The organism is Prolinoborus fasciculus (genome assembly GCF_056724605.1).
Window position 1 is genome coordinate 1 of sequence record NZ_JBWZQN010000026.1, and the last position, 22,649, is coordinate 22,649.

A 22,649-nucleotide genomic window follows, 5' to 3' on the forward strand; every position below is an offset into this window, starting at 1 on the left:
TTGTGTATATAGAAATCGTCGTAAAAGATTAAACCTGCGGTTTAATTTACTTGCTGGCATATACAATTTAGATTGGGTGAAAGATAAACAATTAAATTGATTGAAAAATGATTTATGAAGGAAGTCTAATGTATTCATACAGAAAAAAATATATTTAATTGCTTAAAATCTCAGTTAGAAAGTTAAGTGCCAATAAATCAACACTTATTTATCTGGGGCTAATCACACAGCAACTGAGAATTTTTCACTGTTTTAAGCTTTGAACAAAAATAATTCAGGAAAATAGAAAGACTCTGCGTGATTTAAAGCATCACTGGCCTGAGCATTTCCTGTGCCACGTTCTGATAACTTAAAATTTGTTGACCATCCAAGGTCGTTTCAACGGTAAAAGAACCATCCTGATGGGTCGCGGTCACTGTAAAAATATAGTGTTCGAATTGTGCCAGTTTGACCTGCTGTCCAATTTTAATATGCATCATGATGTCTACATCTGTGTAGTGATCTTTTCAAACTGCATTCTGGCATGAACATAGATGCTTTTGAATATTTGATCAACTTAAGTATACGAATAATAATAATTAAATTTTAATTTAGGACGAATAAGGCTTATTATTTAAAACAATATACTTATAATTCAATTTGTTATATTTAAAATTAATTTTATCTTTTGCGATAATTCCGACTGACTGATACACATAGGCAATCATCTTATCTTTTATAACAATCAGTTAAGCGTTACAGCCGATGATCCTTTATCCTTTTGATTGAATATACCTATCCTGCGATATAGGGATAAACAGAAATTTCAAAAAAAAAGATTTATTGAGCTTGATGTTCATGTACCACAAACTGTGGAATGCGATGTCCTTGAGCATAATCATGTTTTTGGTAGGCTTGTGAAATTTCCATCAACTTTAACTGGGTCGCCTCGGCACCAGCCTGCATGGTGAGTTCCCTGCCACGTACATCAAAGATATGGCCTTTTTCGCGTAAGTCCGGCTGAATCACCACATCTGCATGCTTTAATTCTTCATGCGCCAGATGTTGCTGCATAATATTGATGTTCTGGTTAAATAGCCCCCAGACATTGCTGGTTTCCGTGTGAATGGGCTGTGCCAGAATATCCACCGCAATCACAATATCGGCTCCCAACTCACGTGCCACATCGACCGGCACAGGACTGACCAGACCACCATCTACATATTCTTTACCTTGAATAAGAGTCGGAATAAACATACTCGGAATCGAGACTGAAGCACGTACCGCCTGTCCGGTATTGCCATAGTTAAAGACGACTTTCTTGCCTTCTTTCAGCGCGGTTGCTACCACAAACATTGGGATTTTCATGGCTTCAAGCGGGGTTTGATCGACCTGCAAATTGACATAGTCCTCAACTTTCTTGCCATCAAAAAAACCTTTTCTGGCCAGCTTGATATCACGGACATCATTCGGTCGCATGTTGAGAGCAATATTGCGCAGTTCAATCGCCGGTTTGCCACTTGCATAAATGGATCCCACAATACTGCCCGCACTGGTTCCGACAATAAAATCTGGTTGAATACCCGCCTGTTCCAGTACTTCCAACGCACCAATATGCGCATAGCCACGCGCACCGCCACTGCCCAGAACTAAAGCAACTACCGGACGTTGCTGGGTTTGCTTGATCTTTTGAAAATCAATTTGATTCGGACGTGCCTGAGCTTCTCCGCGTTGTGCAGCAGGTTGTAGATGACTAGTCGCCGCTTGGGCTGTCATTGGGGTCGTTTGGCAAGCACTTAGGCCAAATGTACCCAGTATCACCATACTCAACACATATTTCTGCATGCAGAGAATGTCCTCATTAATCTAAAGCAGCATAGTGTATAAACACATGCATAAATAGTCTGTAGAATTTCGTAAAACTGTCATACAGTTCAGCTACTTTATCTTCATTTTTCCCATAACTGTATGCCTTCAATCTCACTGTACCGGATTTTCCTGATTTTCCTGCAACTGGGCTGCATTTCATTTGGCGGTCCAGCGGCGCATCTGGTGTTTTTTCACCGAAAATTTGTGACCCAACTGCAATGGTTGAATGACACCCAATACAGTCAACTGGTCGCTTTGGCACAACTTTTACCCGGGCCGAGCAGCAGTCAGGTGGGGCTGTCGATCGGTTATCTGCAACGGGGCTATACTGGTGCCGTGATCGCATGGTTGGGTTTTACCCTGCCCTCAATGATTCTGATGACCTTGGTGGCGCTCTTGGGTCAAAGCTATTTTCATATTTTAAACTCAAACAGCTTTCATACCATCCAGTTAATTGTATTTTCTGTCATCGCCTGGGCATTCTGGCAAATGCTGAGAAGCTTCTGTAAATCGGCTTGGCAATACGCTGTCTTAATCCTCTCGGTGGCATTACTGATAGTCGTTTCAGTGAGTTTTAATCAGATTCTGGTCATTATACTGGGCGCAATCTGTGGACTCTTGGCTGGACATTTTTCCCACTCAGATTTGAAACCCAAAGAAATTAACAAAACGGCAATCAGCTCGCCTTATATTCGATCTGCCGCTGCGCCCTATTGGCTGTTGGCATTTATCCTCCCATTTGTGCTGCTGCCCTTAGCAGGCAAGTTATGGGGTGAATCAGAGCTGCAATTTTTTTCCAATTTCTATCAGACTGGCTCGCTGGTGTTTGGTGGTGGTCATGTGATTTTGCCTTTATTGCATCAGGATTTTGTCACGACTAGTTTGGTGAGTGCCCAATCTTTTGATCTTGGCTATGCATTTGCCCAGCTCATGCCTGGACCTTTATTCAGTTTTGCCAGTTATATTGGTGCTTTGCTGCCTTGGACGCCTTATGTCTGGCTAAATACACTGTTAGCAACCTGTGCAATCTTTTTACCTTCATTTTTTCTGATCTTTGCTACCTTGCCCTACTGGTCATGGTTGATGCAGCAGCGCCATATTCATCAGGCGGTGATGGGCATCAATGCTGCGGTGGTGGGGCTATTGCTGTATTTATTGCTGGATCTTTCACAACGTTATTTTAGTTATGGCTCCGACCTAGTCTTTGTCGCGGTGATGATTGCTCTGCTACGCTCAAAACTACCGGTCTGGTTCAGCCTGATTTTAGGCTTTGTGCTTTATCAAAGTTATTTAAATTTCTTTTAAATAAAACTTTGGCACAAAAAAAGCCCCGAATGATCGGGGCTTTTTGCTTCAAGTCTTACCAGATATCTGATTTGACCTTGTCTTTAAATTTAGGATGGTTATCCAGTTTAAATTCAGGCTCTTTCACACCACGCTTCAACTGACCAGTATAGTCGCGAAGTAGCATCAGCAAGAATGGCATCAGCAACAGGATTGCGATCAGGTTGATGCTTGCCATGACACCCATGAACAGATCTGCCATATTCCAGATCAATGGCACACTGGCGATAGAACCGAAATACACCATGACCAATACAAATAAGCGGAAAATCAACATCACCCGGCTATTGTTATTGATGAACTGGACGTTTCCTTCGGCATAGGCATAGTTACCAATAATCGAAGAATAGGCAAACAGGAACAGAATCAAAGCCAGGAAGTCATCACCCCAGGCACCAATCTGGCTTTCAAGCGCCATCTGGGTCAAGGTCACGCCTTCAAAGCCTGCATTTTCATACAGACCCGAAACCAGAATAATAATCGCGGTACATGAACACACCACAAAGGTATCTACAAATACTCCGAGCATCTGTACCAGACCCTGGTTGACCGGATGTTTGACATCGGAAGCTGCAGCAGCATTCGGTGCCGAACCCATCCCTGCCTCGTTAGAGAACAGACCACGCTTGATGCCCATCATCATCGCCATAGATACCATGGCGCCAAAGAATCCACCAGCGGCGGCTTCAAATTCAAAGGCTTTACTGAAAATGAGCTGGAAGATGGATGGGAGCAAATCGTAATTGATGACCGCAATATACAAAGCCACAGCCAGATAAAGCACAGCCATAAACGGCACAAAGCTTTCCGCAACTTTCGCAATCCGTTTAATCCCGCCAAAAATGATCACCGCAGTCATCAAGACCAGAAACAATCCGACCCAGGAAATTTCCAGATTCAGGCCGCCTAATGGCAGAATCAGGTTCGCCTGATCCCAGCCCCAGGCATGAGAGGTTGCTCCGGTAATGGCATTGGCCTGAACTGCATTGAAGACAAAACCATAAGTCGTGATCAATGCAATCGCAAAGACAATCCCGAGCCATTTCTGTTTCAGGCCTTGAGTAATGTAATAAGCTGGACCACCACGGAATTGCTGGTTTTTGTTATCTCGCACCTTAAACAACTGTGCCAAAGAGGATTCAACAAAAGCAGAACTCATGCCCAAAAAGGCAGTAAACCACATCCAGAACACGGCACCGGGGCCACCAATCGCAATCGCAATGGCGACACCCGCGACATTGCCCACACCGACCCGGCTTGCCAGTCCAGTGACAAAGGCCTGAAACGGGGTAATGCCGTGCGTATCCTGAACCTTGCCACGGCTATTTTTCATGACTTTCATGCTGTGCCAGAACAAACGAATTTGTACTGCACCCGTCATGATCGTGTAGAAAATACCGACTGCGACCAGAAACACCACCAGAAAATCCCATAAAGGGCCATTCAGGGCATTAATCCAGCCGAGTAAGGTTTCATTTAACTGATCATTCATGTCACATCCTTATGAGCCTATGACTCATCGTATCAGGCATAAAAATTATGCAAAAAACTTCAAAATCATCTGAATAACAGTAGCATTGATTAAGTCAACGAAGAACGCACCACATAATGGAACAATCAGGAAGGCCTTATGCGACGCACCATACATATTGGTAATCGCCTGCATATTGGCAACCGCTGTTGGCGTTGCGCCCATACCGAAACCACAATGACCTGCTGCAAGTACCGCAGCATCGTAGTTTTTGCCCATGATGCGGAAAGTGACGAAAGCTGCATACAAAGCCATGGTGATGGTTTGCGCACCCAGAATCACCATGAGTGGTCCTGCAAGGTCAGCCAATTGCCATAATTTCAACGACAATAATGCCATCGCCAAATACAGTGACAATGAAGCATTACCAAACACATCAATCGCGCGATCAAAAATCTGAACCTTGAAAATGCCTTCCAGTACATTACGCAGGAGTACACCGCCGCCCAATGCCCAGACAAATGTTGGCAGTTCAAAAGCAGTACCTTTACTGAAACCTGTCATAAACTCTGCAAAAGCCAAACAGCCTGCAAACAGGCCCAATGTGGTAATTGCATTATCGGCAGTAATCAGACGCAGACGATGTGGATATTCAAATTGTACGTATTCCTCTGAAGTGCTATCCATTGGGGTGTTGTCACGCTTTTCGATCTGCTGATCGGTACGTGCAGTAGCCAGGTTATAACGGTTGATCAGCAACTTGGCTAAAGGTCCACCAATGATCCCGCCGATGATCAGACCGAAAGTCGCACTGGCCATACCCAGTGCCAAAGCACCCTGAATGCCATGTTCAACTTCAAAAATCTCCCCCCATGCACCCGCAGTACCATGACCGCCGGTTAAGGTAACTGAGCCTGCAATCAGGCCAATCAGTGGGTCAATACCAAGCAGTGTTGCCAGACTCATACCGACTGCATTTTGCAAAACAATAAAAATCGATATAGCAAACAAGAAAATTACCAGACCGACACCGCCTTCACGCAACTTGGAAAAGTTGGCACTCAGACCGATCGAGGCAAAGAAGATCAACATAAAACTGGTTTGTAGCTCTGAACTGGTGGTGATGCTGTATCCCCACAGTGAATGCACCAGTAATGAGATGATCGCAGCAACCAAACCGCCTGCAACCGGCTCAGGAATGTTGTAGCGCTTTAAAAAATCGATTTTATTAACCAGGAACCGCCCAAGTAATAAAACAATCACTGCGGCAATCAGGGTATAAAATGCGTTAAAAGTAAAATCCATAATTTTTTGCCCAAGATGATTCTGAATTTTTTATTATTCTAAAAGTCGTAGAGTTGACTATATGTCTAGCTCTCTCATTAGATATGCATCCGTTACATCCGGATTTAATCTATGACCTTTAGAAAACAAAACGTTTATCATCTCTTTCAAACTTATGAATATCATCGTCACGATCATATTCAACAAATGAGAGATTTATAAAAGCAACACCATTTCTATTCCGATACTCAGTCTTTTGGAAAATTGCAGGCAATCTTCAAACAGACGTACATGCTAATAAAAAAACTGTGTTTTAAGCTCAAAAAACATTCACTGATTGATGAGTGCTTTCAACCTAAAGGCTTCATTCAAGCCATCTGGAATAGCGTTATTTCAAACAGATCTTGATCATGCAAAGCATGAATTAAGATGAAAAGTCGTACATTATGCTGTTTCTTTGTATAACGTTATATTGTTTTTTATTAGCAATAGTTAATAAAACTATAAAAAATAATTATAAGTTCTCATTTTTTATATGAAGATTAAACTATCTTTTAATTCAAAAAAAATATTAGTCTCTTACTCAAAACAGAATAACACCGGAATCCTGAAATTAAATTAACTCGATTTTCAGGCAAAATAAATGTGTTCTCTGTGTGAAATTGTTATTGTTAAATTGTTCAAACACTTGGGATTTAAGCTATTTTTTTCACTTAAAGACAATTTTCATAACGATCTTTATTCTGATCATTTAGAGGACTAAACTCGTATTTTGGAAGGCCAAATAAGTGCTCTTTGGCTATTTTTTGGATAAATCATTTTTATCAGCCGGTAAACAATAAAATTTTCCTATCCCCCCTTCTGTTTGTTTAGTTTATAGTCATTGCCAACTCAATAAGGATATTTGACTGGACTTTACAATGGATCAAAATTTTGTTCATGCGGTAGATCACACCATTACCTCTCGTCATTCAGTACGTGCTTTTTTAAATACACCCGTGAATACCGACACCTTAAAAGAGATTTTGGCCGTTGCCAGCCGTGCCCCTTCAGGAACCAATACCCAACCCTGGAAAGTGTATGTGGTAACTGGCAAAAAGCGCGATGAAATCGTGCAACGTGTCTGTCAGGCACAAATGCAAATCTATGCAAATCCGGAATTGTCACAGCAGTATCAGGAAACTTTTGCCTATTATCCTGAACAATGGATCTCGCCATTTATTGAACGTCGTCGTGAAAATGGCTGGGGTTTATATGGCTTGCTTAACATTCAAAAAGGTGAAAAGGAAAAAATGGCACGTCAGCAGTTACGTAATTTTGAACTATTTGATGCGCCTGTCGGCCTGTTCTTTACTGTCCATCGTTCTTTGGCGATTGGTTCCAAAATGGATGTTTCAATGATGATCCAGAATGTCATGCTGGCCGCAAAAGCCCGCGGTCTGGACACTTGCCCGCAGGCTGCCTGGAATCATTTTCACCCGATCGTACTTGATCTGGTGGGTGCTCCAGCCGATGAAGAGCTGGTCTGCGGTATGGCACTGGGCTATGCCGATCCAGAGCAGATTGTTAACAGCTTTATTACCCCGCGCGTTCCCGTAGAGGAATTTGCCGTGTTTATCGAAGAGTGAGGCAGGCAGGGCTAAGTCAATTGACTTAGCCCTCTGTCCAGACCAGTATTTTTATTGCCTGAGAGAACATCCAGCATCTATGCATTTTTTAGGCTGGGCATTTTTATTTTAAAAATTGTCCAAGCAGAAATACAAACAAAAACCAGCATGATCAATGCCATATTCAGTAAAGCCTGCCAGAGCATAAAATTCAGTAATACGCCGGCCAGTAATCCACAGACAAATTGCATACTTCCCATAATGGCACTGGCAGTTCCTGCCCGCTCGCCCTGTTCAGCCATTGCCAGAGCCATGGCATTCGGACCAGTAAAACCGATAGCTGCCACTATGACAAACATGCCTGGCAGTACCCAGAGCACAGAGTTTACGTCCAGACAGCCCAGCAGGATTAAAGCTGACACACCGGCAAACTGCAGACAGGTGCCGATTTTCAGACGCTGCAATATCGAGAAACGTCCGGCCAGATGCTTATTCAATGTCGAAAACAGCATGATGCCGACCGCATTTGCACCAAAAGCATAGGCAAACTGCTGCTCGGTGAGCTGATAACGATCCATCAAAATGGCCGAAGAAGCACTGATATAACAGAACATCACCGCACCGGAAAAACAGCCGGCATAAAGCGGGCGCCGAAAGCTGGGATCCTGAAAAATGCTACGGTATAGGCTTAATACCTGTTGAAAATTCAGCTTGAGACGGCGTTCTGGTTCCAAGGTTTCTTTAAAAAGAAAGTGCACACAAGCCAGACTCAGCAAACCACAGCCCATTAATACCAGAAATATCGTGTTCCATTCATAAAATTTTAGTATCCAGGCCCCCAGACTCGGGGCAATAATTGGTGCAATCGCAGTCACAATCATCATGCTGGCAAAGGCCTGAGCTGCTGAGTGCATATCCAGACGGTCACGAATTGCAGCACGTGCCATGACCACGCCAACACAGCCACCGAGAGCTTGTAAAATCCGGGCAGTGATCAGACTCCATTCATCCTGCACAAAGACACACAGCAAACTTGCCCCAATGTATAAGCACAGCCCAAAATACAGTGGCGGTTTACGTCCAATCCGGTCACTGATCGGTCCATAAATCAGCTGTCCGACAGCCAGACCAAAGAAATAGGCCGGCAGGCTATTGGAAACCATTTGAGTACTGACACCAAAATCTGCAGCCATGGCCGGCAAGGCAGAAAGATACATATCAATGGATAAAGGCCCGAGCGCACTCAGTGCTGCCAGCAACACAATCCAGGACATGGCATAAGGTTGTTGTACTATTTTATTCGATGTCATAAGCATGAAGATTTAAAGCGCTAATATGCAGACAAATTAACACAGTGCATAGTATGATTTAGCCTGAAATGAAGATTTATAAATCTACTATTTTCATTAGTATATTCAGATTCAGCTGTAAAACTGCAGCATAAAGGACGACCTTTGAAATCTTGGCTCACTCGTCTCAAGCAAACCACCTATAACACGACCTTGATGTATAACCTGCGCATGATGACGGCATTTGCAGGTACCGCCTTTGTTCCCTATTTTATGGGACAACAATTGATGACGATCCCATTGACTTTAGGGGTGGTCGCAGCTGGTTTAAGCGATATTGATGACCGCTTTTCGGTGCGGATTTTAAATCTGCTCTACACCTACATTGGCTTCTTTATTACGGCAGTAGGCGTATATCTGCTTTTTCCTTATCCCTTGCTGTTTGCCTTGGCCTTAATTGTGTCCTGTATTGCCCTGATTTTGCTGGGTTCACTAGGGCGACGCTATGCCACGATTTCCTACGGCTGTCTGGTGATTTCCGTTTATTCCATGCTCGGGGTGGAGCTGTTTGATGAATGGTATAAACAGGCTGGTTTATTGGTCATCGGCGCGATGTGGTACGGTCTGCTGTCGACCATCAGTTTCCTGATTTTCCCTGCCCGGTTGGCGCAAGACAAGCTTGCCATTTCCTATTCTGCTCTCGGTGACTTTTTATATGCCAAGTCCAATCTGTTTGATGTGGACATGACCCCGAAAAGCTATCAGCAAAGCATGATTGAACTCTCGCTTGAAAATGGGAAACTGATTGCGATTTTTAATGAGATGAAAACTGCCCTTTTGACTCGCCTGAAAGGTGACCGGGGGCAAAAAGACACCCGTCGCAGCCTGCAATATTATTTTGTCGCGCAGGATATTCATGAACGTGCCGATTCAGCGCATATTGATTATCAGAAACTGGCCAAGATTTTCCAGCATAGCGATATCCTGTTCCGCTTCCAGCGCATCATGTCAATTCAGGGCAAAGCCTGTAAGGACCTGAGTGAAAGTTTGCTGATGCGCAAACCTTATGTACATAACCAGCGCTTCAAGCATGCCTTTGATAACCTGAGACAGTCTCTGGATAAGTTACGTCAGGAGCAGCAGTATGATCAGGTCTGGATCAGTGCCCTGTTTGCGCTGTTTCAAAACCTGAAATCGATTGATGCCCAGTTACGCAACCTGGAAACCGAGCAGAATATCAAGTCCGAGCGTTTCAAACATATCGAGAACCAGCTTAGAGATGATGACCTGAAAGGCTGGGATGACATCAAGATTCGGATTAAGCAGCATCTGACCCCAGAATCGGTGCTGTTCCGGCATGCCATTCGCCTGTCGATTGTGCTGCTGATCAGCTATATTTTTGTACAGGTCAGCAATATTGAATATGGTTACTGGATTTTATTGACCGCACTCTTTGTCAGCCAGCCCAACTTTAACGCCACCAAACGGCGTTTACGTCTGCGTATTATCGGTACGTTGGTCGGTATTATCCTCGGTTATGCCATTTTATATTTTGTGCCGTCCATCGAAGGACAATTATTGCTTCTGGTACTGAGTGGGATTCTGTTCTTTGAATTGCGCAGTAAACAGTATGCACAGGCCACCGCCTTTATCACAATTTTAGCCCTGATCAACTTCAACCTGGACGGTATGGGCTATGCCGCGGCCATCCCGCGTATGATCGACACCTTGATTGGCTGTGCGATTGCCTGGTTCGGCGTCAGCTTTATTTTTCCAGACTGGAAGTTCCGGCGTTTGCCGCGAAGTATCAAACGCAGCCTGCAGGCAGAAGCAGATTATTTGAGTGAAGTAATCGAGCAGTATAAATCAGGACGTAATAATGGCCTGAAATATCGGATTGTGCGCCGTGCGGCCCATAATACCGATGCCGAGGTGGCTTCACTAATTTCGACACTGGCCACTGAACCGGATATTGATCCGGTACAAAAATCGCTAGCCTTTGAGTTCCTTTGTCTGAACCATACTTTTATCAGTTATATTGCTGCACTGGGCGCACACCGGGAAAAAATTGAAGATCAGGACATTCTGAATTTACTAGACAAAGCACTTGAGAACATTCGTGGTGCATTGCTAAGAGATGAAATGCCCGATTTAAGTGCGCAAAATATGATTGCCCATATTCGCCAGCGCCTGGCTCAAGATCAGGAGCAAGATCAGAAATCCCTGATCATTTTGCAGCAACTGTCTTTAATGTTCAGCATTTTAAAGCAGTTGAGCCAACTGAAACAAAGTTTGAGTCATGAGCGTGATGAACAGGCAACTGAATTAGGTTCATTATAATTTGGCTGATTTTGGAACAATATACTCACTGAATTGGTACAATTAGTGCTAAACTTTTTACAGTTTAAAATCTGCTAATTTCATTATGACTGCGAAAAATTTATACGCTTATACCCTACAGCCTGTGAACTATGAAATTTCAGAAGCCGAGCAGCGTCATGCTCAGCTGGTGATCTGGCGTAGTACCAATAAAATTGGCATGAAAGCATGGCTGATCATGGGTGCTGTTGTTGCACTTTCTATTCTGGGCATTCTGCTCCTGAAGAACTATTCTACCGTGTTCTGCTGGGTGGCCATTGTCTGTGTGGTGTTGTATTACCTGATCCGTACCTTTGGTCTGGAATGGTATGTTAAACGCAAGATGAATGAATTTCCGGTACAGGAAATCAAAGGTGTTCGCCTGGGCGTGCAACCGCATGGTATCGTGATGCGCCAGAAAATGGGCATGCAGGAAGGTGTTGGCGCGATTAGCTGGAAAGACATCTATGAATGGTACAACACACCAGAATTCATGTTGGTCAATTTCAAAGTAAAAGGCCAGCAAGGCGCCTATATCCTGCCGAAACGTCTAGACAGCAAAAACTTCTCTTTCGCTACGATTCGCAAGCATCTGGAAGCAGAAGTCGGCGCAGCAAAACAAATCTAAACTGTTCTTTCTTCAGTGAAAAACCTCCTGCCCCGGCATGGAGGTTTTTTTAATCTCAAAATAATAAATGATAATGAGAATAAATATTATCCTCAACACCTATAATTCGGGCTCAAACTTCAGTTATAATTTTGCCACTTTTATAGATCTCACCCTTAATCTGACGACCATGTTTAAAAAGACATTTTTCCAAATCCACTGGTTTCTGGGGATTACAGCAGGTTTAATCCTCTCGATAATGGGGGTCACTGGCGCAATCTATTCCTATGAACAACAAATATTAAAATGGATGAATAGCGACAGTTATACGGTTCAGGTTCAGCAACGTGACAAACTCACGCCTGCCGAGCTGTATCAGCACTTTAACCGTACTGCGCCTGACATGAAGATCAACAGTATTACCGTGGCACAAGATCCAAGTGCTTCGAGTACCGTGAATGTCGCTAAAGAAGGCGCACGGCGTGGTCAGAACATCATGATCAACCCGTATACTGCGGAAGTCTTACCAGAGATTAAGGGTCGGGAGTTTTTCCAGTTTATTCAGCAACTGCATCGTAATTTGACGGTTGGTCCAGTAGGTAAACAGATTACCGGTGCCTGTACCCTGATGCTGATCTTTTTTGTCTTGTCAGGTCTATACCTGCGCTGGCCGAAACGTCATTCGATCAAGCAATGGTTCTTTGTAAAACCTCAGCTGAAAGGCCGTAATTTTATCTGGGATCTGCACGCTGTTGTGGGAACCTGGGTGGTGATTTTTTACCTGATTTTAGCCTGTACCGGCCTGTACTGGTCTTATGACTGGTGGCGCAATGGCATGTTTAAGGTACTGGGTGTAGAGCGTCCGCAACCGGAAATGCAGGCCAATGCCGGCAATAACCGTGGTGAAGGACATCCAGGCGGCGAACGTGGCCCACGTGCTGAAGGTGAAGCACGCGAAGGTCTCAGCCCTGAAGCTACTGTCCGTGCATTGGACCAGAGCTGGATTGGCTTTAACACTGAATTTTCAGATAAGTATTCTACTGTAACGTTTAACCTTCCGAAAAAACCGGATGGTGAAATGCAACTGAGCTTTGTCGATCCAATCGTTCAGCATGAACGTGCACGAAACAGTGCCACTTATAATTACCAGACAGCTGAATTTACCAAAGTTGAGCTGTATGAAGATAAAAAGCTCAATGAAAAGATCATGAGCAGCATGTTACCGGTGCATCGTGGCAGCTTCTTCGGCCCGATCTACCAGTTCTTTGCCATGGTCGCAGCCTTGTTGATGCCGTTGTTCTTCGTGACCGGCTGGATGCTTTATCTGAAACGTCGCAAACAGAAACGCTTAACACTGGCAGCACGTCAGGGTGCGACTGCAGTAAACCTGGATGAAAATGCAAAACCGTGGCTCATCGCCTATGCCTCACAAACAGGGGTTTCTGAGCAACTGGCTTGGCGTACAGCAACTGCCCTGCAGGAAGCACGTCAACCGGTAACAGTGAAGCCGGTACAACAACTGACGCTTGCCGATTTACTGCAAACCGAACAGGTATTATTTGTTGCCAGTACCTATGGCACGGGCGAAGCACCAGATCTGGCTTCTTCTTTTGAGAAAAAAATCCTGTCTGCTCAAGCTGATCTCAGCCATTTAAGTTATGCGGTATTGGCTTTAGGTTCTCAGGAATATCCAGACAGCTATTGCAGTTTTGGTCACCGTATTGATCAGTGGTTAAAACAGAATGGTGCCCAGCAGCTATTCAATACGATTGAAGTCGACAATGCCAATAACGAGCATATCCAGCAATGGAATAGTGCGCTGGAACAAGTCACTCGACTTGAGCTACAAGCGATGAGTATCGATAAGACCTTTGATCACTGGAGTTTGAGTAAACGTGAAGTCCTCAATCCGGGTAGTCTGGGTGCGCCTGCCTTCAATATCGAACTGACCCCTGAGCATGAAGCCGTCTGGCAAGCAGGTGATATTGCCGAGATTCAGCCAGGAAATAGCCCAGAACGTATTCATGCATTTATGCAAAAGCACCAGATAGCAGCGGGTACACAAGTACCTTCTATGCAACAGAATATTGAACAGGCACTCTGGGATCGTGATCTGACTCAGGCTGAACCTTTTGATTCTCTGGATCAGCTCCTCACGCAATTACCGGTTTTGGCAACACGTGAATACTCCATTGCCAGTATTCCAAGCCAGCAGGTTTTACGTCTGGTGGTACGTCAGCAAACCGATGCTAGTGGTAATCTGGGATTGGGTTCAGGCTGGCTGACCCAGCATGCGGCTCTCAATGCGCCCATTGCACTGCGTATTCGCAGCAATGAATCTTTCCACCTGATTGATGACAACCGCCCGATTATCTGTATTGGTAATGGTACCGGCATTGCCGGACTATTAAGTCTGCTCAGTGCGCGTAACCGTCAGGACTATAGCCAGAACTGGCTGATCTTCGGTGAACGTCAGCGTGAACACGACTTCTTCTTTGAAGAAACCATTCAGGCCTGGCTGCAAATGGGAACCCTGAAACGTCTCGATCTTGCATTCTCGCGCGACCAGCAGGAAAAAGTTTATGTACACCATAAACTGCGTGAACAGGCTGAAGAACTAAAAGCTTGGATTGCTCAAGGTGCAGTGATTTATGTCTGTGGTAGCATCAATGGCATGGCCAGCGATGTGGATCAGGCCCTGATTGAGATTCTCGGTGAAACGCTGCTCGATCAATTACGTCTGGATGGACGTTATCGCCGTGATGTATATTAAGATAACCTGATATGCTAAAAACCGGGCTCAATGGCCCGGTTTTTATTGAAGATGCAAAAGCAATAATAAGAATATGAATAAGAAAAAAGGAACCCTGGATGCTCAATCAACTTAAACGAAGTCTTAGCCTGATCTCTGGCTTGATCCTATGTATCAATAGCGTCTGGTTACTGAGCCAAGGTCAGAGGCATTTTGCTATTGCCCTGTCGATCTTCATTGGGGTGGCACTCATCCTGTACGCCTTATTTTTTTCATCTATTCAGCGCTGGAAACAGAATTCCCGATTCAGAACCTTGTTCTGGAACAGTCTCTGGGGCGGATTTCTATTCTGGATCATCAGTGTCGCGGCTTTCTTCGCTTATATCCAGATGTCAATCAACCCGACTATTCCGGCACGACCTGCTGCAGCGATTTTAGTATTAGGTAGTGGTATTAATCAGGGTCAGCCCTCACCCATCTTAAAAAATCGTCTGGATACCGCAGCAAAATATGCAGAACGATATCCGAACACTTTAATCATTATGACCGGTGGACGAAATTTCTGGGAGAGACAGAGCGAAGCTGAAGTCATGCAAAGTTATATCTACACGCTCTGTACACGACAAATTTCACAGAACCCTTATCCTATCAGGGTTCTGCCTTCTTAAAATTGCCAAAATTTCCTTAAACTCTTCTTTTTTCCCAAAACCAATTAAACGCTGAATCGCCATTTGAACATAGTCTAAACCATAGCGAAATAAACTCATTGAGAGTCGTCCATGCTTCTTTATTTTTATCGCTTTTTTTTGATCATGTTGCCATTCACCCGTTAAGTAACACCAACAGAAGCTTATAGCTAACACCGCAATCAATTTTTTCACTCGTCTAGGGTCTGTCAAGCGCGTATTTTCAAGATTAAACCCGCGTCCTTTGAGACAACTGAATAAGGTTTCAATTTCCCAGCGTAATGCATAATCCTGAATAGCATTGGCATTAAACTGAGGAGAAACGACGAGTAAAAGCTCTCCATTTTCTAACTGTAGTGCACTTATATATAGTTTCACCCGACCAACCAAAATCCGTCGTTTACGACATTCAATTTGACCAACTTGAAGATGGCGAAATAAATCACTAATTTTATGATTCTTTCCTAAATGATTGGTGACAATAAAGTTTTTTTAACACGAATGCAGAAGTTGATCTCTTGTTCAATTAACCATGTAAACCACTGCTCACCGATAAACTCTCTGTCTGCGAACACATTCACAATACAGTCTTTACCAAAAATGGATATGAAGCGTTGAATTAAAGCAATACGCTCTTTCGTATCTGAATTTCCCCGTTTATTAAGTAATGTCCAAACGATAGGTATCGCTATTCCACGATAAACGATCGCAAGCATCAGGATATTAATATTTCGTTTTCCCCATTTCCAATTGGTTCTATCTAAAGTCAGTTGGACTTTGTCGAATGAAAATATATTGAAAATCAACTGAGAAATTTGACGATAATCAAAATACTGACCTGCAAAGAAGCGCTGCATACGTCGATAAAATGATTGTGGTAAGCACTTGATGGGCAAGGCTTTAGATGCAGAAGAAAGATTACATGTTTGCTTTAAAATAATCACAAGCATGATGAGCGCAAAGCACTTTAAATGTGACTTGTTCCATTTTAGATATTTGTTTAAGATAAGATATAACTCATTGAGATGTGTCATAGTATTCGTCGTTAGAAAACAATTATTATGACATTATTTCAATGAGTTATCTATTTTTGTCGTGTACAGAGATCTACACGAACTATCCGCAGCTCAAAAACCCCATTAGCTTAGAAGATCAAAGCAGAAGTACCCAACAGAACCTGCAATATTCTCAGGCAATCCTAAAACAGCAACATATTGATCGAAATGAGCCCATCGCGATTGTCACTAGCGATTTTCATAGCCCTCGTGCCCGTGCCATTGCCAGACATCAGGGTTATCAACAAGTCATCAGCCTGAGTGCCAGCACACCCCAGAATGTTCGCTATAATTCCTGGTTACGCGAATATTTTGCTTTGATAAGTGGCTGGCTACTGAATGAATATTCATTGTTCCAATAAACAAGCTGTTTTAAAAACAATAAATTTAATTTAAACGGATCTGCCTAGGCAAAGGCATATCCGGATTTTTAAACAGTTCCGGCTTTTGCACATAGATCTGATACAGATAATTTTTAATATCAAGTAATAATTTTTCCGGTGCCACCAGAATATTCTGCCCTTCCGGGTTCAGGTCAAGCGAAACAATGGTACTTTCCTGACGTAAAAAGGGAATGACTTTCTCTACAAAATCCTTGAGACCAATTTCCTGAATCTCGTAATTTTCCCAATTGTCTTTAATCAACAGTCGAGCCAGACCTTTACTTTGCCAACAGGCAAATGCGCGTTGTCCGGTCGGCGTGGCACATAAGGCCCACCCATCCTGATAGAGTGCAAAAATGCCAGCATTAGCAACAATGGCTTCAATATATTGCTTATAAAGCTGTTGAGGATCGAAAGCAGTTTTTTGGGATTTGGTCGCGGCTTTGCGCTGATAGGGATTTCTCATGGTCGTGAAATCTTAATATTATTATAATACAATCAGATTCTAAGGAATAAATAGAGTTGAAGCAAGAAGATATGGTGGGCGCTGACGGGATCGAACCGCCGACATTCTGCTTGTAAGGCAGACGCTCTACCAACTGAGCTAAGCGCCCTGAGAAAACAACAACGTTGTTTTAAATGACGCAAGACCAACAAGGGATGTAGTCTTGGTATCTTGAAAACTCAGATCTCAGGAATCCAAGCTTCTCATCTTAGGATGGCGCAGCGGACGGGGCTCGAACCCGCGACCCCCGGCGTGACAGGCCGGTATTCTAACCAACTGAACTACCGCTGCATCGTAAGAATCTGGTGGGCGCTGACGGGATCGAACCGCCGACATTCTGCTTGTAAGGCAGACGCTCTACCAACTGAGCTAAGCGCCCTGATAAAGAGTGTCAATCTTTAGTTTATTAAATTCAGGCTCAGGGACCTCAATTTAATTTCTTTTGAAATGGCGCAGCGGACGGGGCTCGAACCCGCGACCCCCGGCGTGACAGGCCGGTATTCTAACCAACTGAACTACCGCTGCATCGCAAAAGAATCTGGTGGGCGCTGACGGGATCGAACCGCCGACATTCTGCTTGTAAGGCAGACGCTCTACCAACTGAGCTAAGCGCCCTCAAAAGGTCTATCGTATAAATGGCGCAGCGGACGGGGCTCGAACCCGCGACCCTCGGCGTGACAGGCCGATATTCTAACCAACTGAACTACCGCTGCATTTACACAATGTCACTATTGTGGCAAACGAAAATCAAGATCTTAAAGTGGCGCAGCGGACGGGGCTCGAACCCGCGACCCCCGGCGTGACAGGCCGGTATTCTAACCAACTGAACTACCGCTGCAACTATAAGGTCTCAACATAAAAGAGCTTGGTGGGCGCTGACGGGATCGAACCGCCGACATTCTGCTTGTAAGGCAGACGCTCTACCAACTGAGCTAAGCGCCCTTTCTAAACGTCTATCATCGTTTGATGGGTGCATTATAGAGAATCTGCACAGCCTGTCAAACGCTTTTCGGAATGTTTTCCACTTTTTAGGTGTGACTGATTAAAAAATAGGTTGTTTGTTAAAAAAAACAACACTTTTTGTTTATTTTTTAAGTCTCTACCGAAATTTTTTAATTTTCAAAATGAAAATTGAAGCGAAATTTTGTGTTTTACCCTGCGAAGTTTCAGTCTAACCACACGACATATTGCAATTCTGATTAAGGATTATACAAAGCTTTAAAATACTCGACGTTGTGTTCATGTAATCTTTCAACTGTCATTTATTTTTATTCAGAAAATACCAGTAAATCTAAGCTTCAAATAATCATTTAACCCATTCCATGCGATAAAAATACCATCTGGATCAGATTAATCAATCTTTTCTGCTGTCTCCACCAAGCAGATTCAGTCCATAAAAACAAAACCATTTTCACATAATCTTAAAATCTAACTTTTATTCGCTTTTCGAAACATTCAGCCTGCCCAGATCTAATGCCTGTTCTGAAATATAGACCAGTGCATCTTCACTGATCAGGTCAAATAATTCAGCGACCTCCGGATTACGCATACGGATACAGCCGTGCGACAGCGGCTCTCCCATCTTTTCGGTTTCTGGGGTGCCATGAATATAGATATAACGCTGATAGGTATCGCAGCCTTCGCCTTGATTAAAACCTGCCTCAAGGCCTCTCAGCCATAAAATACGCGTCAGGATCCAGTCACGCTGCGGAAATTCCGCTGCCAGTTCGGCATTATAAATTTCACCCGTCGCCTGACGTGCGACAAATACACTATTTAAGGGAGCATTCTGACCAAACTTTTCAGCAACTCTGTGCCAGCCACGCGGGGTCTTGCCACTATTTTCAGTTTCACCAATGCCATTTTTGCCACTGGAAATCAGATATTGTTTGTTTAGACGGGGCAGATACAGTTTTTGTTGGGCAAGATCAATCAGGATATCGGCTTGATCCAGATGCAAGGTATTCATGACTTGTTATTCTCAGACTCTATTTTGTTTGGTTTTATAGGGTTTAACTGATTATCTTCAGATGGCGCTGTTGGTATATCTGTCTTTTCTGGGTCGACTGTATTTTTCTGAATAATGATCTGATTTGGTTCAGGACGTCGCCATAACCAGATCGCGACGATCAGCATCGTAATATTGGTAAAGGCTTTAACTGCTAAGGGTGCCGTGGTAAACAGCATGATGATCCCGCTGATCAGCATCATGATACTGGCCAGCCATTTGGCCTTACGCGGTACAGTACCGTGCGCGCGCCAATCTCTTAAGGTCGGGCCATATTTGGGATGATTCAATAACCAGTCATCCATTTGCGGCCAGCCTTTAGATGCCGCCCAGGCCGCCAGAATCAAAAAGACCGTTGTTGGCATACCCGGCAGGATTGCACCGATAAAGCCCAGGATCACAAACAGCACCACCAGACTTCGCCAAAACAACACTTTCATACATCAACCCTAACCGCAGAATTCAGGTAGTATAAAGCGTTTTCCGATACTGTCCGTTGTATTTCTGCACTTTTCACAGGTTGTACTATGCCCTTTTCCAGTTTAAACCAAAATCTTGTAGAAGCATGGCAACGTTATCAACATCCTCTGGTGCGGCAACTGGCATTTGCTGTTGGCAGTCCGAATATCCTGTCCCATATTCCAAATGAACTTGAACTCATACATCACTTTGAACTGCATGACAGCCAGACCTGGCAGCGACATCTTAGTCATTATCATCCACGCTTGGAATTTCTTGATCAGCATCCAGAAGAATTAATCAAATTTGTGCAGCAACTGAAAAGTACGCGTTTAGGACTGCGCTTTGAAATGCTGGTCTGGTTCTGGTTACTCGATGACGCTTTTCATCCCTATCGGCTGCTTGGCCATAGTCTGCAAAAAATTGAAGGCGCAAAGACCTTAGGCGAACTGGATTTTCTGCTATTAAATAGCGATACAGGACAGATTGAACATTGGGAAGTAGCATTGAAATATTATCTAGCCGAAGCCGATTTTAGTTTGCCGCATTGGTATGGCCTGAACCGCACCGATACTTTAATCAGAAAAATGAAGCATTTCACACAAAAACAATTCCAGTTTGATGAGGCTTTGCAGCATCCCATTCAAAGACGGTTTTGCGTCCTCAAGGGACAGCTGTATTTGCCTACACATCATGCCGATCAGCCAATTCCCTCATGGATCAATACCGAGCGTCGTCTGGGCTTATGGGGACAGCATATTCCTGCTGCACAGCACGGTTTCTATCGTCTGCAACGACATGAATGGATTTATCCGCAAGCCCGGCCGAGCAGTTCAGCTGCGATCTGGTGGACGGATGGACTTTATAAAAAACTCGATAGTGATGACTTTTATATGTATCGCAATCCGGTGCTGATCCAGCATCCATCGCATAAGCCCCTATAAAGCATTACATTTATTAACCGAAGCACTATGAAAACCACATATTTTTTAGAGCGTATATTTTCTACTCTAAGTCCCACATCATAATAATTTTATTATTGATTATACGGAGATGATGATGAAAAAAATTCTTGCTGCTTCATTAATGATGGCTTTTGTATTGACTGGCTGTAACACCGTAAAAGGCATGGGCAAAGATGTGTCTAAGGCTGGCGATGCGGTAACCAATACTGCTGAAAAAACCTCTGACGAAATCCGTCAAAACTAGTTTTTTCCTAAACGCTCACAGAACCCTATCCCAGATAGGGTTTTTTTATATCAGTCGTTCACATTCAAGCCTATATTCGCCTATTATAGAACCGAAAAAATTATCGACTGTTGAATACCGTATGAGCTCTTCCGCTACCCTCGATTTAAGCCTGCAACTATTACGTCAGCCTTCTGTCACACCGATTGATCATGACTGCCAGAACATCATGGCTGAACGTTTAAAGAAGATTGGTTTCAATATTGAATCCATGCGCTTTGAAGATGTAGATAATATCTGGGCACGCAAAGGCACAGAAGGTCCGGTCTTCTGTTTCGCTGGCCATACCGATGTCGTGCCAACAGGGAATCTGGATGCCTGGAACTCAGATCCTTTTTTACCAGAAATCCGTGAAGGCAAACTTTATGGTCGTGGCAGTGCCGACATGAAGACGGCTTTGGCAGCCATGGTAGTTGCAACAGAACGTTTTGTTGAAAAATATCCGAATCACAAAGGTTCGATTGCCTACCTGATTACTTCAGATGAAGAAGGTCCATCGATTAACGGCACGGTGAAAGTGATTGAAACACTGGAAGCGCGTAATGAGAAAATTACCTGGTGTCTGGTCGGTGAACCGTCAAGTACTAATAAACTGGGCGATATAGTCAAAAATGGCCGTCGTGGTTCATTAAATGCCAACCTTACAGTCAAAGGCAAACAGGGTCATGTGGCTTATCCGCATCTGGCCGTGAATCCGATTCATACCGCTTCTAAAGCCATTGCTGAACTGTGCGACACAGTCTGGGATCATGGCAACGAATATTTCCCGGCGACGACCTTCCAGATTTCCAATATCAATGCGGGTACAGGCGCAACCAATGTTGTTCCCGGCACCATGAACCTATTGTGCAACTGGCGTTATTCAACTGAAGTGACCGCCGAAGAACTCAAAGCACGTACTTTAGAAATTCTGGATCGTCATGGTGTGGACTATGACATTTCTTGGACTTTATCTGGCCTGCCTTTCCTGACGCCAGTTGGTGAACTAGTAAATGCAGCTAAAACCGCCATTCTGAATGTGACGGGGACTGAAACTGAACTATCGACTTCGGGCGGTACCTCAGATGGCCGCTTTATTGCCCCTACCGGCGCACAGGTACTGGAACTTGGCGTATTGAATGCCACGATTCATCAGATCAATGAACATGTCGATATTGCAGACTTAGAGCCATTGGCTGAAATCTATGAGCAGATTCTCGTGAATTTACTCGCCAACTAAGTAAATTCATAACGCAATAAAAAAGGAACTCCATGGAGTTCCTTTTTTATATTTTATAGTTTGGATTACAGTCCGATTGAAGCCTGAATATTCGTCATATTCGGAATATGGAAAAGCTGTTCGTTCATACGCACATATTGAAAGATGGCAGGATCATTCACGGGCTGATCGACATCGACCACTTCGGAAATACGAATCCGGATGGTTTTCGGCATTTCATTGCACATCAAGGCAAAGCGCTGAGTGATTTCATCACCCTCAATCACCAGTGCCACTCCATTTTGACGTAAAGGATCATTCACTGCATAAACTGGCAATTGTGCTTCATGCCACTCCACTGTCTTAACCTGCGTATTGCTATCCAGTGCTGACAGGACAATATTTTGTGGCAATAGCATCGGATCTTTGCCATGACAGTCAATAATATAGGCATCAATAAATCCGGTCGATACCGTAATCAGATGCTGAAGTTCCTGCTGGCTAATCTGATCAGCCATTTTGTTGTTCGAATTGGTCTGACTCATAT

The 22,649-nt window shown here is 43.9% G+C and carries 20 protein-coding genes and 8 tRNA genes; 10 read left to right on the top strand and 18 right to left on the bottom strand.

What is annotated here, in order from left to right:
- Nucleotides 1-302 precede the first annotated feature (302 nt).
- Both AC1P5O_RS07910 and AC1P5O_RS07915 read right to left on the bottom strand, forming a co-directional pair.
- Complete coding sequence (locus tag AC1P5O_RS07910; protein WP_004731959.1) at nucleotides 303-479, bottom strand: hypothetical protein; 177 nt, start codon at nucleotides 477-479, stop codon at nucleotides 303-305.
- A 340-nt stretch (nucleotides 480-819) separates the two neighbouring features.
- On the bottom strand, nucleotides 820-1,824 hold the full coding sequence (locus tag AC1P5O_RS07915; protein WP_085064458.1) for a patatin-like phospholipase family protein: 1,005 nt from the start codon (nucleotides 1,822-1,824) through the stop codon (nucleotides 820-822).
- Nucleotides 1,825-1,947: 123 nt separating this feature from the next.
- Between AC1P5O_RS07915 and chrA the strand changes: the two genes are divergently transcribed.
- On the top strand, nucleotides 1,948-3,153 hold the full coding sequence (gene chrA / locus AC1P5O_RS07920; RefSeq protein WP_085064459.1) for a chromate efflux transporter: 1,206 nt from the start codon (nucleotides 1,948-1,950) through the stop codon (nucleotides 3,151-3,153).
- Nucleotides 3,154-3,208: 55 nt separating this feature from the next.
- On the opposite strand, the gene AC1P5O_RS07925 is transcribed toward chrA, so the two are convergent.
- Nucleotides 3,209-4,684 (bottom strand): alanine/glycine:cation symporter family protein, encoded by a 1,476-nt coding sequence (locus AC1P5O_RS07925; RefSeq protein ID WP_005252633.1) that lies wholly within the window; start codon nucleotides 4,682-4,684, stop codon nucleotides 3,209-3,211.
- A 45-nt stretch (nucleotides 4,685-4,729) separates the two neighbouring features.
- Nucleotides 4,730-5,968, bottom strand: a complete 1,239-nt coding sequence (gene gltS, locus AC1P5O_RS07930; protein WP_064096397.1) for a sodium/glutamate symporter — start codon at nucleotides 5,966-5,968, stop codon at nucleotides 4,730-4,732.
- Nucleotides 5,969-6,867: 899 nt separating this feature from the next.
- On the opposite strand from gltS, the gene AC1P5O_RS07935 reads away from it, so the two are divergent.
- The gene (locus tag AC1P5O_RS07935; RefSeq protein WP_064096398.1) at nucleotides 6,868-7,575 is read left to right on the top strand and encodes a nitroreductase; all 708 of its coding nucleotides are present in this window, start codon (nucleotides 6,868-6,870) and stop codon (nucleotides 7,573-7,575) included.
- 77 nt (nucleotides 7,576-7,652) lie between these two features.
- Here the strand turns inward: AC1P5O_RS07935 and AC1P5O_RS07940 are convergent, their stop codons facing one another.
- A complete protein-coding gene (locus AC1P5O_RS07940) occupies nucleotides 7,653-8,864 on the bottom strand; it encodes a multidrug effflux MFS transporter (RefSeq protein WP_499005958.1) in 1,212 nt (403 codons plus the stop codon).
- A 144-nt stretch (nucleotides 8,865-9,008) separates the two neighbouring features.
- Between AC1P5O_RS07940 and yccS the strand changes: the two genes are divergently transcribed.
- The 4 genes from yccS to AC1P5O_RS07960 all read left to right on the top strand — a co-directional run bounded on the left by yccS (nucleotide 9,009) and on the right by AC1P5O_RS07960 (nucleotide 15,228).
- The gene (yccS, locus tag AC1P5O_RS07945; protein ID WP_174894294.1) at nucleotides 9,009-11,183 is read left to right on the top strand and encodes a YccS family putative transporter; all 2,175 of its coding nucleotides are present in this window, start codon (nucleotides 9,009-9,011) and stop codon (nucleotides 11,181-11,183) included.
- 85 nt (nucleotides 11,184-11,268) lie between these two features.
- The gene (locus AC1P5O_RS07950) at nucleotides 11,269-11,829 is read left to right on the top strand and encodes a YcxB family protein (protein WP_004280696.1); all 561 of its coding nucleotides are present in this window, start codon (nucleotides 11,269-11,271) and stop codon (nucleotides 11,827-11,829) included.
- A gap of 169 nt (nucleotides 11,830-11,998) precedes the next feature.
- Entirely contained in the window at nucleotides 11,999-14,581 is a 2,583-nt protein-coding gene (locus AC1P5O_RS07955; protein ID WP_216986249.1) for a PepSY domain-containing protein, read from the top strand.
- 98 nt (nucleotides 14,582-14,679) lie between these two features.
- Entirely contained in the window at nucleotides 14,680-15,228 is a 549-nt protein-coding gene (locus AC1P5O_RS07960; RefSeq protein WP_262466791.1) for a YdcF family protein, read from the top strand.
- On the opposite strand, the gene AC1P5O_RS07965 is transcribed toward AC1P5O_RS07960, so the two are convergent.
- A protein-coding gene (locus AC1P5O_RS07965; RefSeq protein WP_499005959.1) for an IS4 family transposase occupies nucleotides 15,190-16,280 on the bottom strand; the annotation gives its coding sequence in 2 pieces (ribosomal slippage) (nucleotides 15,190-15,740 and nucleotides 15,740-16,280; 1,092 coding nt in all). The two genes, AC1P5O_RS07960 and AC1P5O_RS07965, sit on opposite strands and share 39 nt — an antisense overlap.
- Nucleotides 16,281-16,321: 41 nt before the next feature.
- On the opposite strand from AC1P5O_RS07965, the gene AC1P5O_RS07970 reads away from it, so the two are divergent.
- Nucleotides 16,322-16,663, top strand: a complete 342-nt coding sequence (locus AC1P5O_RS07970) for a YdcF family protein (RefSeq protein WP_499005960.1) — start codon at nucleotides 16,322-16,324, stop codon at nucleotides 16,661-16,663.
- Between the two features lie 25 nt (nucleotides 16,664-16,688).
- Here AC1P5O_RS07970 and AC1P5O_RS07975 read toward each other — a convergent pair whose 3' ends face one another.
- From AC1P5O_RS07975 to AC1P5O_RS08025, 11 genes are all read right to left on the bottom strand, one after another.
- Nucleotides 16,689-17,150: a DUF2750 domain-containing protein gene (locus AC1P5O_RS07975; protein WP_262466990.1), complete on the bottom strand. Its 462-nt coding sequence runs from the start codon at nucleotides 17,148-17,150 to the stop codon at nucleotides 16,689-16,691.
- A gap of 72 nt (nucleotides 17,151-17,222) precedes the next feature.
- Nucleotides 17,223-17,298, bottom strand: a tRNA-Val gene (locus AC1P5O_RS07980).
- 105 nt (nucleotides 17,299-17,403) lie between these two features.
- Nucleotides 17,404-17,480 (bottom strand) — tRNA-Asp (locus AC1P5O_RS07985).
- A 12-nt stretch (nucleotides 17,481-17,492) separates the two neighbouring features.
- Nucleotides 17,493-17,568: transfer RNA gene (locus AC1P5O_RS07990), tRNA-Val, on the bottom strand.
- A 69-nt stretch (nucleotides 17,569-17,637) separates the two neighbouring features.
- Nucleotides 17,638-17,714, bottom strand: a tRNA-Asp gene (locus AC1P5O_RS07995).
- Between the two features lie 14 nt (nucleotides 17,715-17,728).
- A tRNA-Val gene (locus AC1P5O_RS08000) sits at nucleotides 17,729-17,804 on the bottom strand.
- 21 nt (nucleotides 17,805-17,825) lie between these two features.
- Nucleotides 17,826-17,902: transfer RNA gene (locus AC1P5O_RS08005), tRNA-Asp, on the bottom strand.
- A 48-nt stretch (nucleotides 17,903-17,950) separates the two neighbouring features.
- Nucleotides 17,951-18,027, bottom strand: a tRNA-Asp gene (locus tag AC1P5O_RS08010).
- 28 nt (nucleotides 18,028-18,055) lie between these two features.
- Nucleotides 18,056-18,131: transfer RNA gene (locus tag AC1P5O_RS08015), tRNA-Val, on the bottom strand.
- A gap of 493 nt (nucleotides 18,132-18,624) precedes the next feature.
- Nucleotides 18,625-19,158 carry a cell wall-recycling L,D-carboxypeptidase ElsL gene (elsL, locus tag AC1P5O_RS08020; protein WP_085064464.1) on the bottom strand — a complete coding sequence of 178 codons (534 nt, stop codon included), beginning with the start codon at nucleotides 19,156-19,158 and terminating at the stop codon, nucleotides 18,625-18,627.
- A complete protein-coding gene (locus tag AC1P5O_RS08025) occupies nucleotides 19,155-19,637 on the bottom strand; it encodes a YbaN family protein (RefSeq protein ID WP_085064465.1) in 483 nt (160 codons plus the stop codon). Before AC1P5O_RS08025 ends, elsL begins: the two co-directional genes overlap by 4 nt.
- An 87-nt stretch (nucleotides 19,638-19,724) precedes the next feature.
- Here AC1P5O_RS08025 and AC1P5O_RS08030 point away from each other — a divergent pair, with 87 nt between their 5' ends.
- The 3 genes from AC1P5O_RS08030 (at nucleotide 19,725) to dapE (ending at nucleotide 22,123) form a co-directional block, all read left to right on the top strand.
- Nucleotides 19,725-20,600 carry a DUF1853 family protein gene (locus AC1P5O_RS08030; RefSeq protein WP_262466773.1) on the top strand — a complete coding sequence of 292 codons (876 nt, stop codon included), beginning with the start codon at nucleotides 19,725-19,727 and terminating at the stop codon, nucleotides 20,598-20,600.
- Nucleotides 20,601-20,715: 115 nt separating this feature from the next.
- Nucleotides 20,716-20,865, top strand: coding sequence for an entericidin A/B family lipoprotein (locus tag AC1P5O_RS08035; RefSeq protein WP_004645837.1), 150 nt, complete (start codon nucleotides 20,716-20,718; stop codon nucleotides 20,863-20,865).
- Nucleotides 20,866-20,986: 121 nt separating this feature from the next.
- A complete protein-coding gene (dapE, locus tag AC1P5O_RS08040) occupies nucleotides 20,987-22,123 on the top strand; it encodes a succinyl-diaminopimelate desuccinylase (RefSeq protein ID WP_004731987.1) in 1,137 nt (378 codons plus the stop codon).
- Between the two features lie 65 nt (nucleotides 22,124-22,188).
- On the opposite strand, the gene AC1P5O_RS08045 is transcribed toward dapE, so the two are convergent.
- The gene (locus AC1P5O_RS08045) at nucleotides 22,189-22,647 is read right to left on the bottom strand and encodes a hypothetical protein (RefSeq protein ID WP_004731989.1); all 459 of its coding nucleotides are present in this window, start codon (nucleotides 22,645-22,647) and stop codon (nucleotides 22,189-22,191) included.
- Nucleotides 22,648-22,649 lie beyond the last annotated feature (2 nt).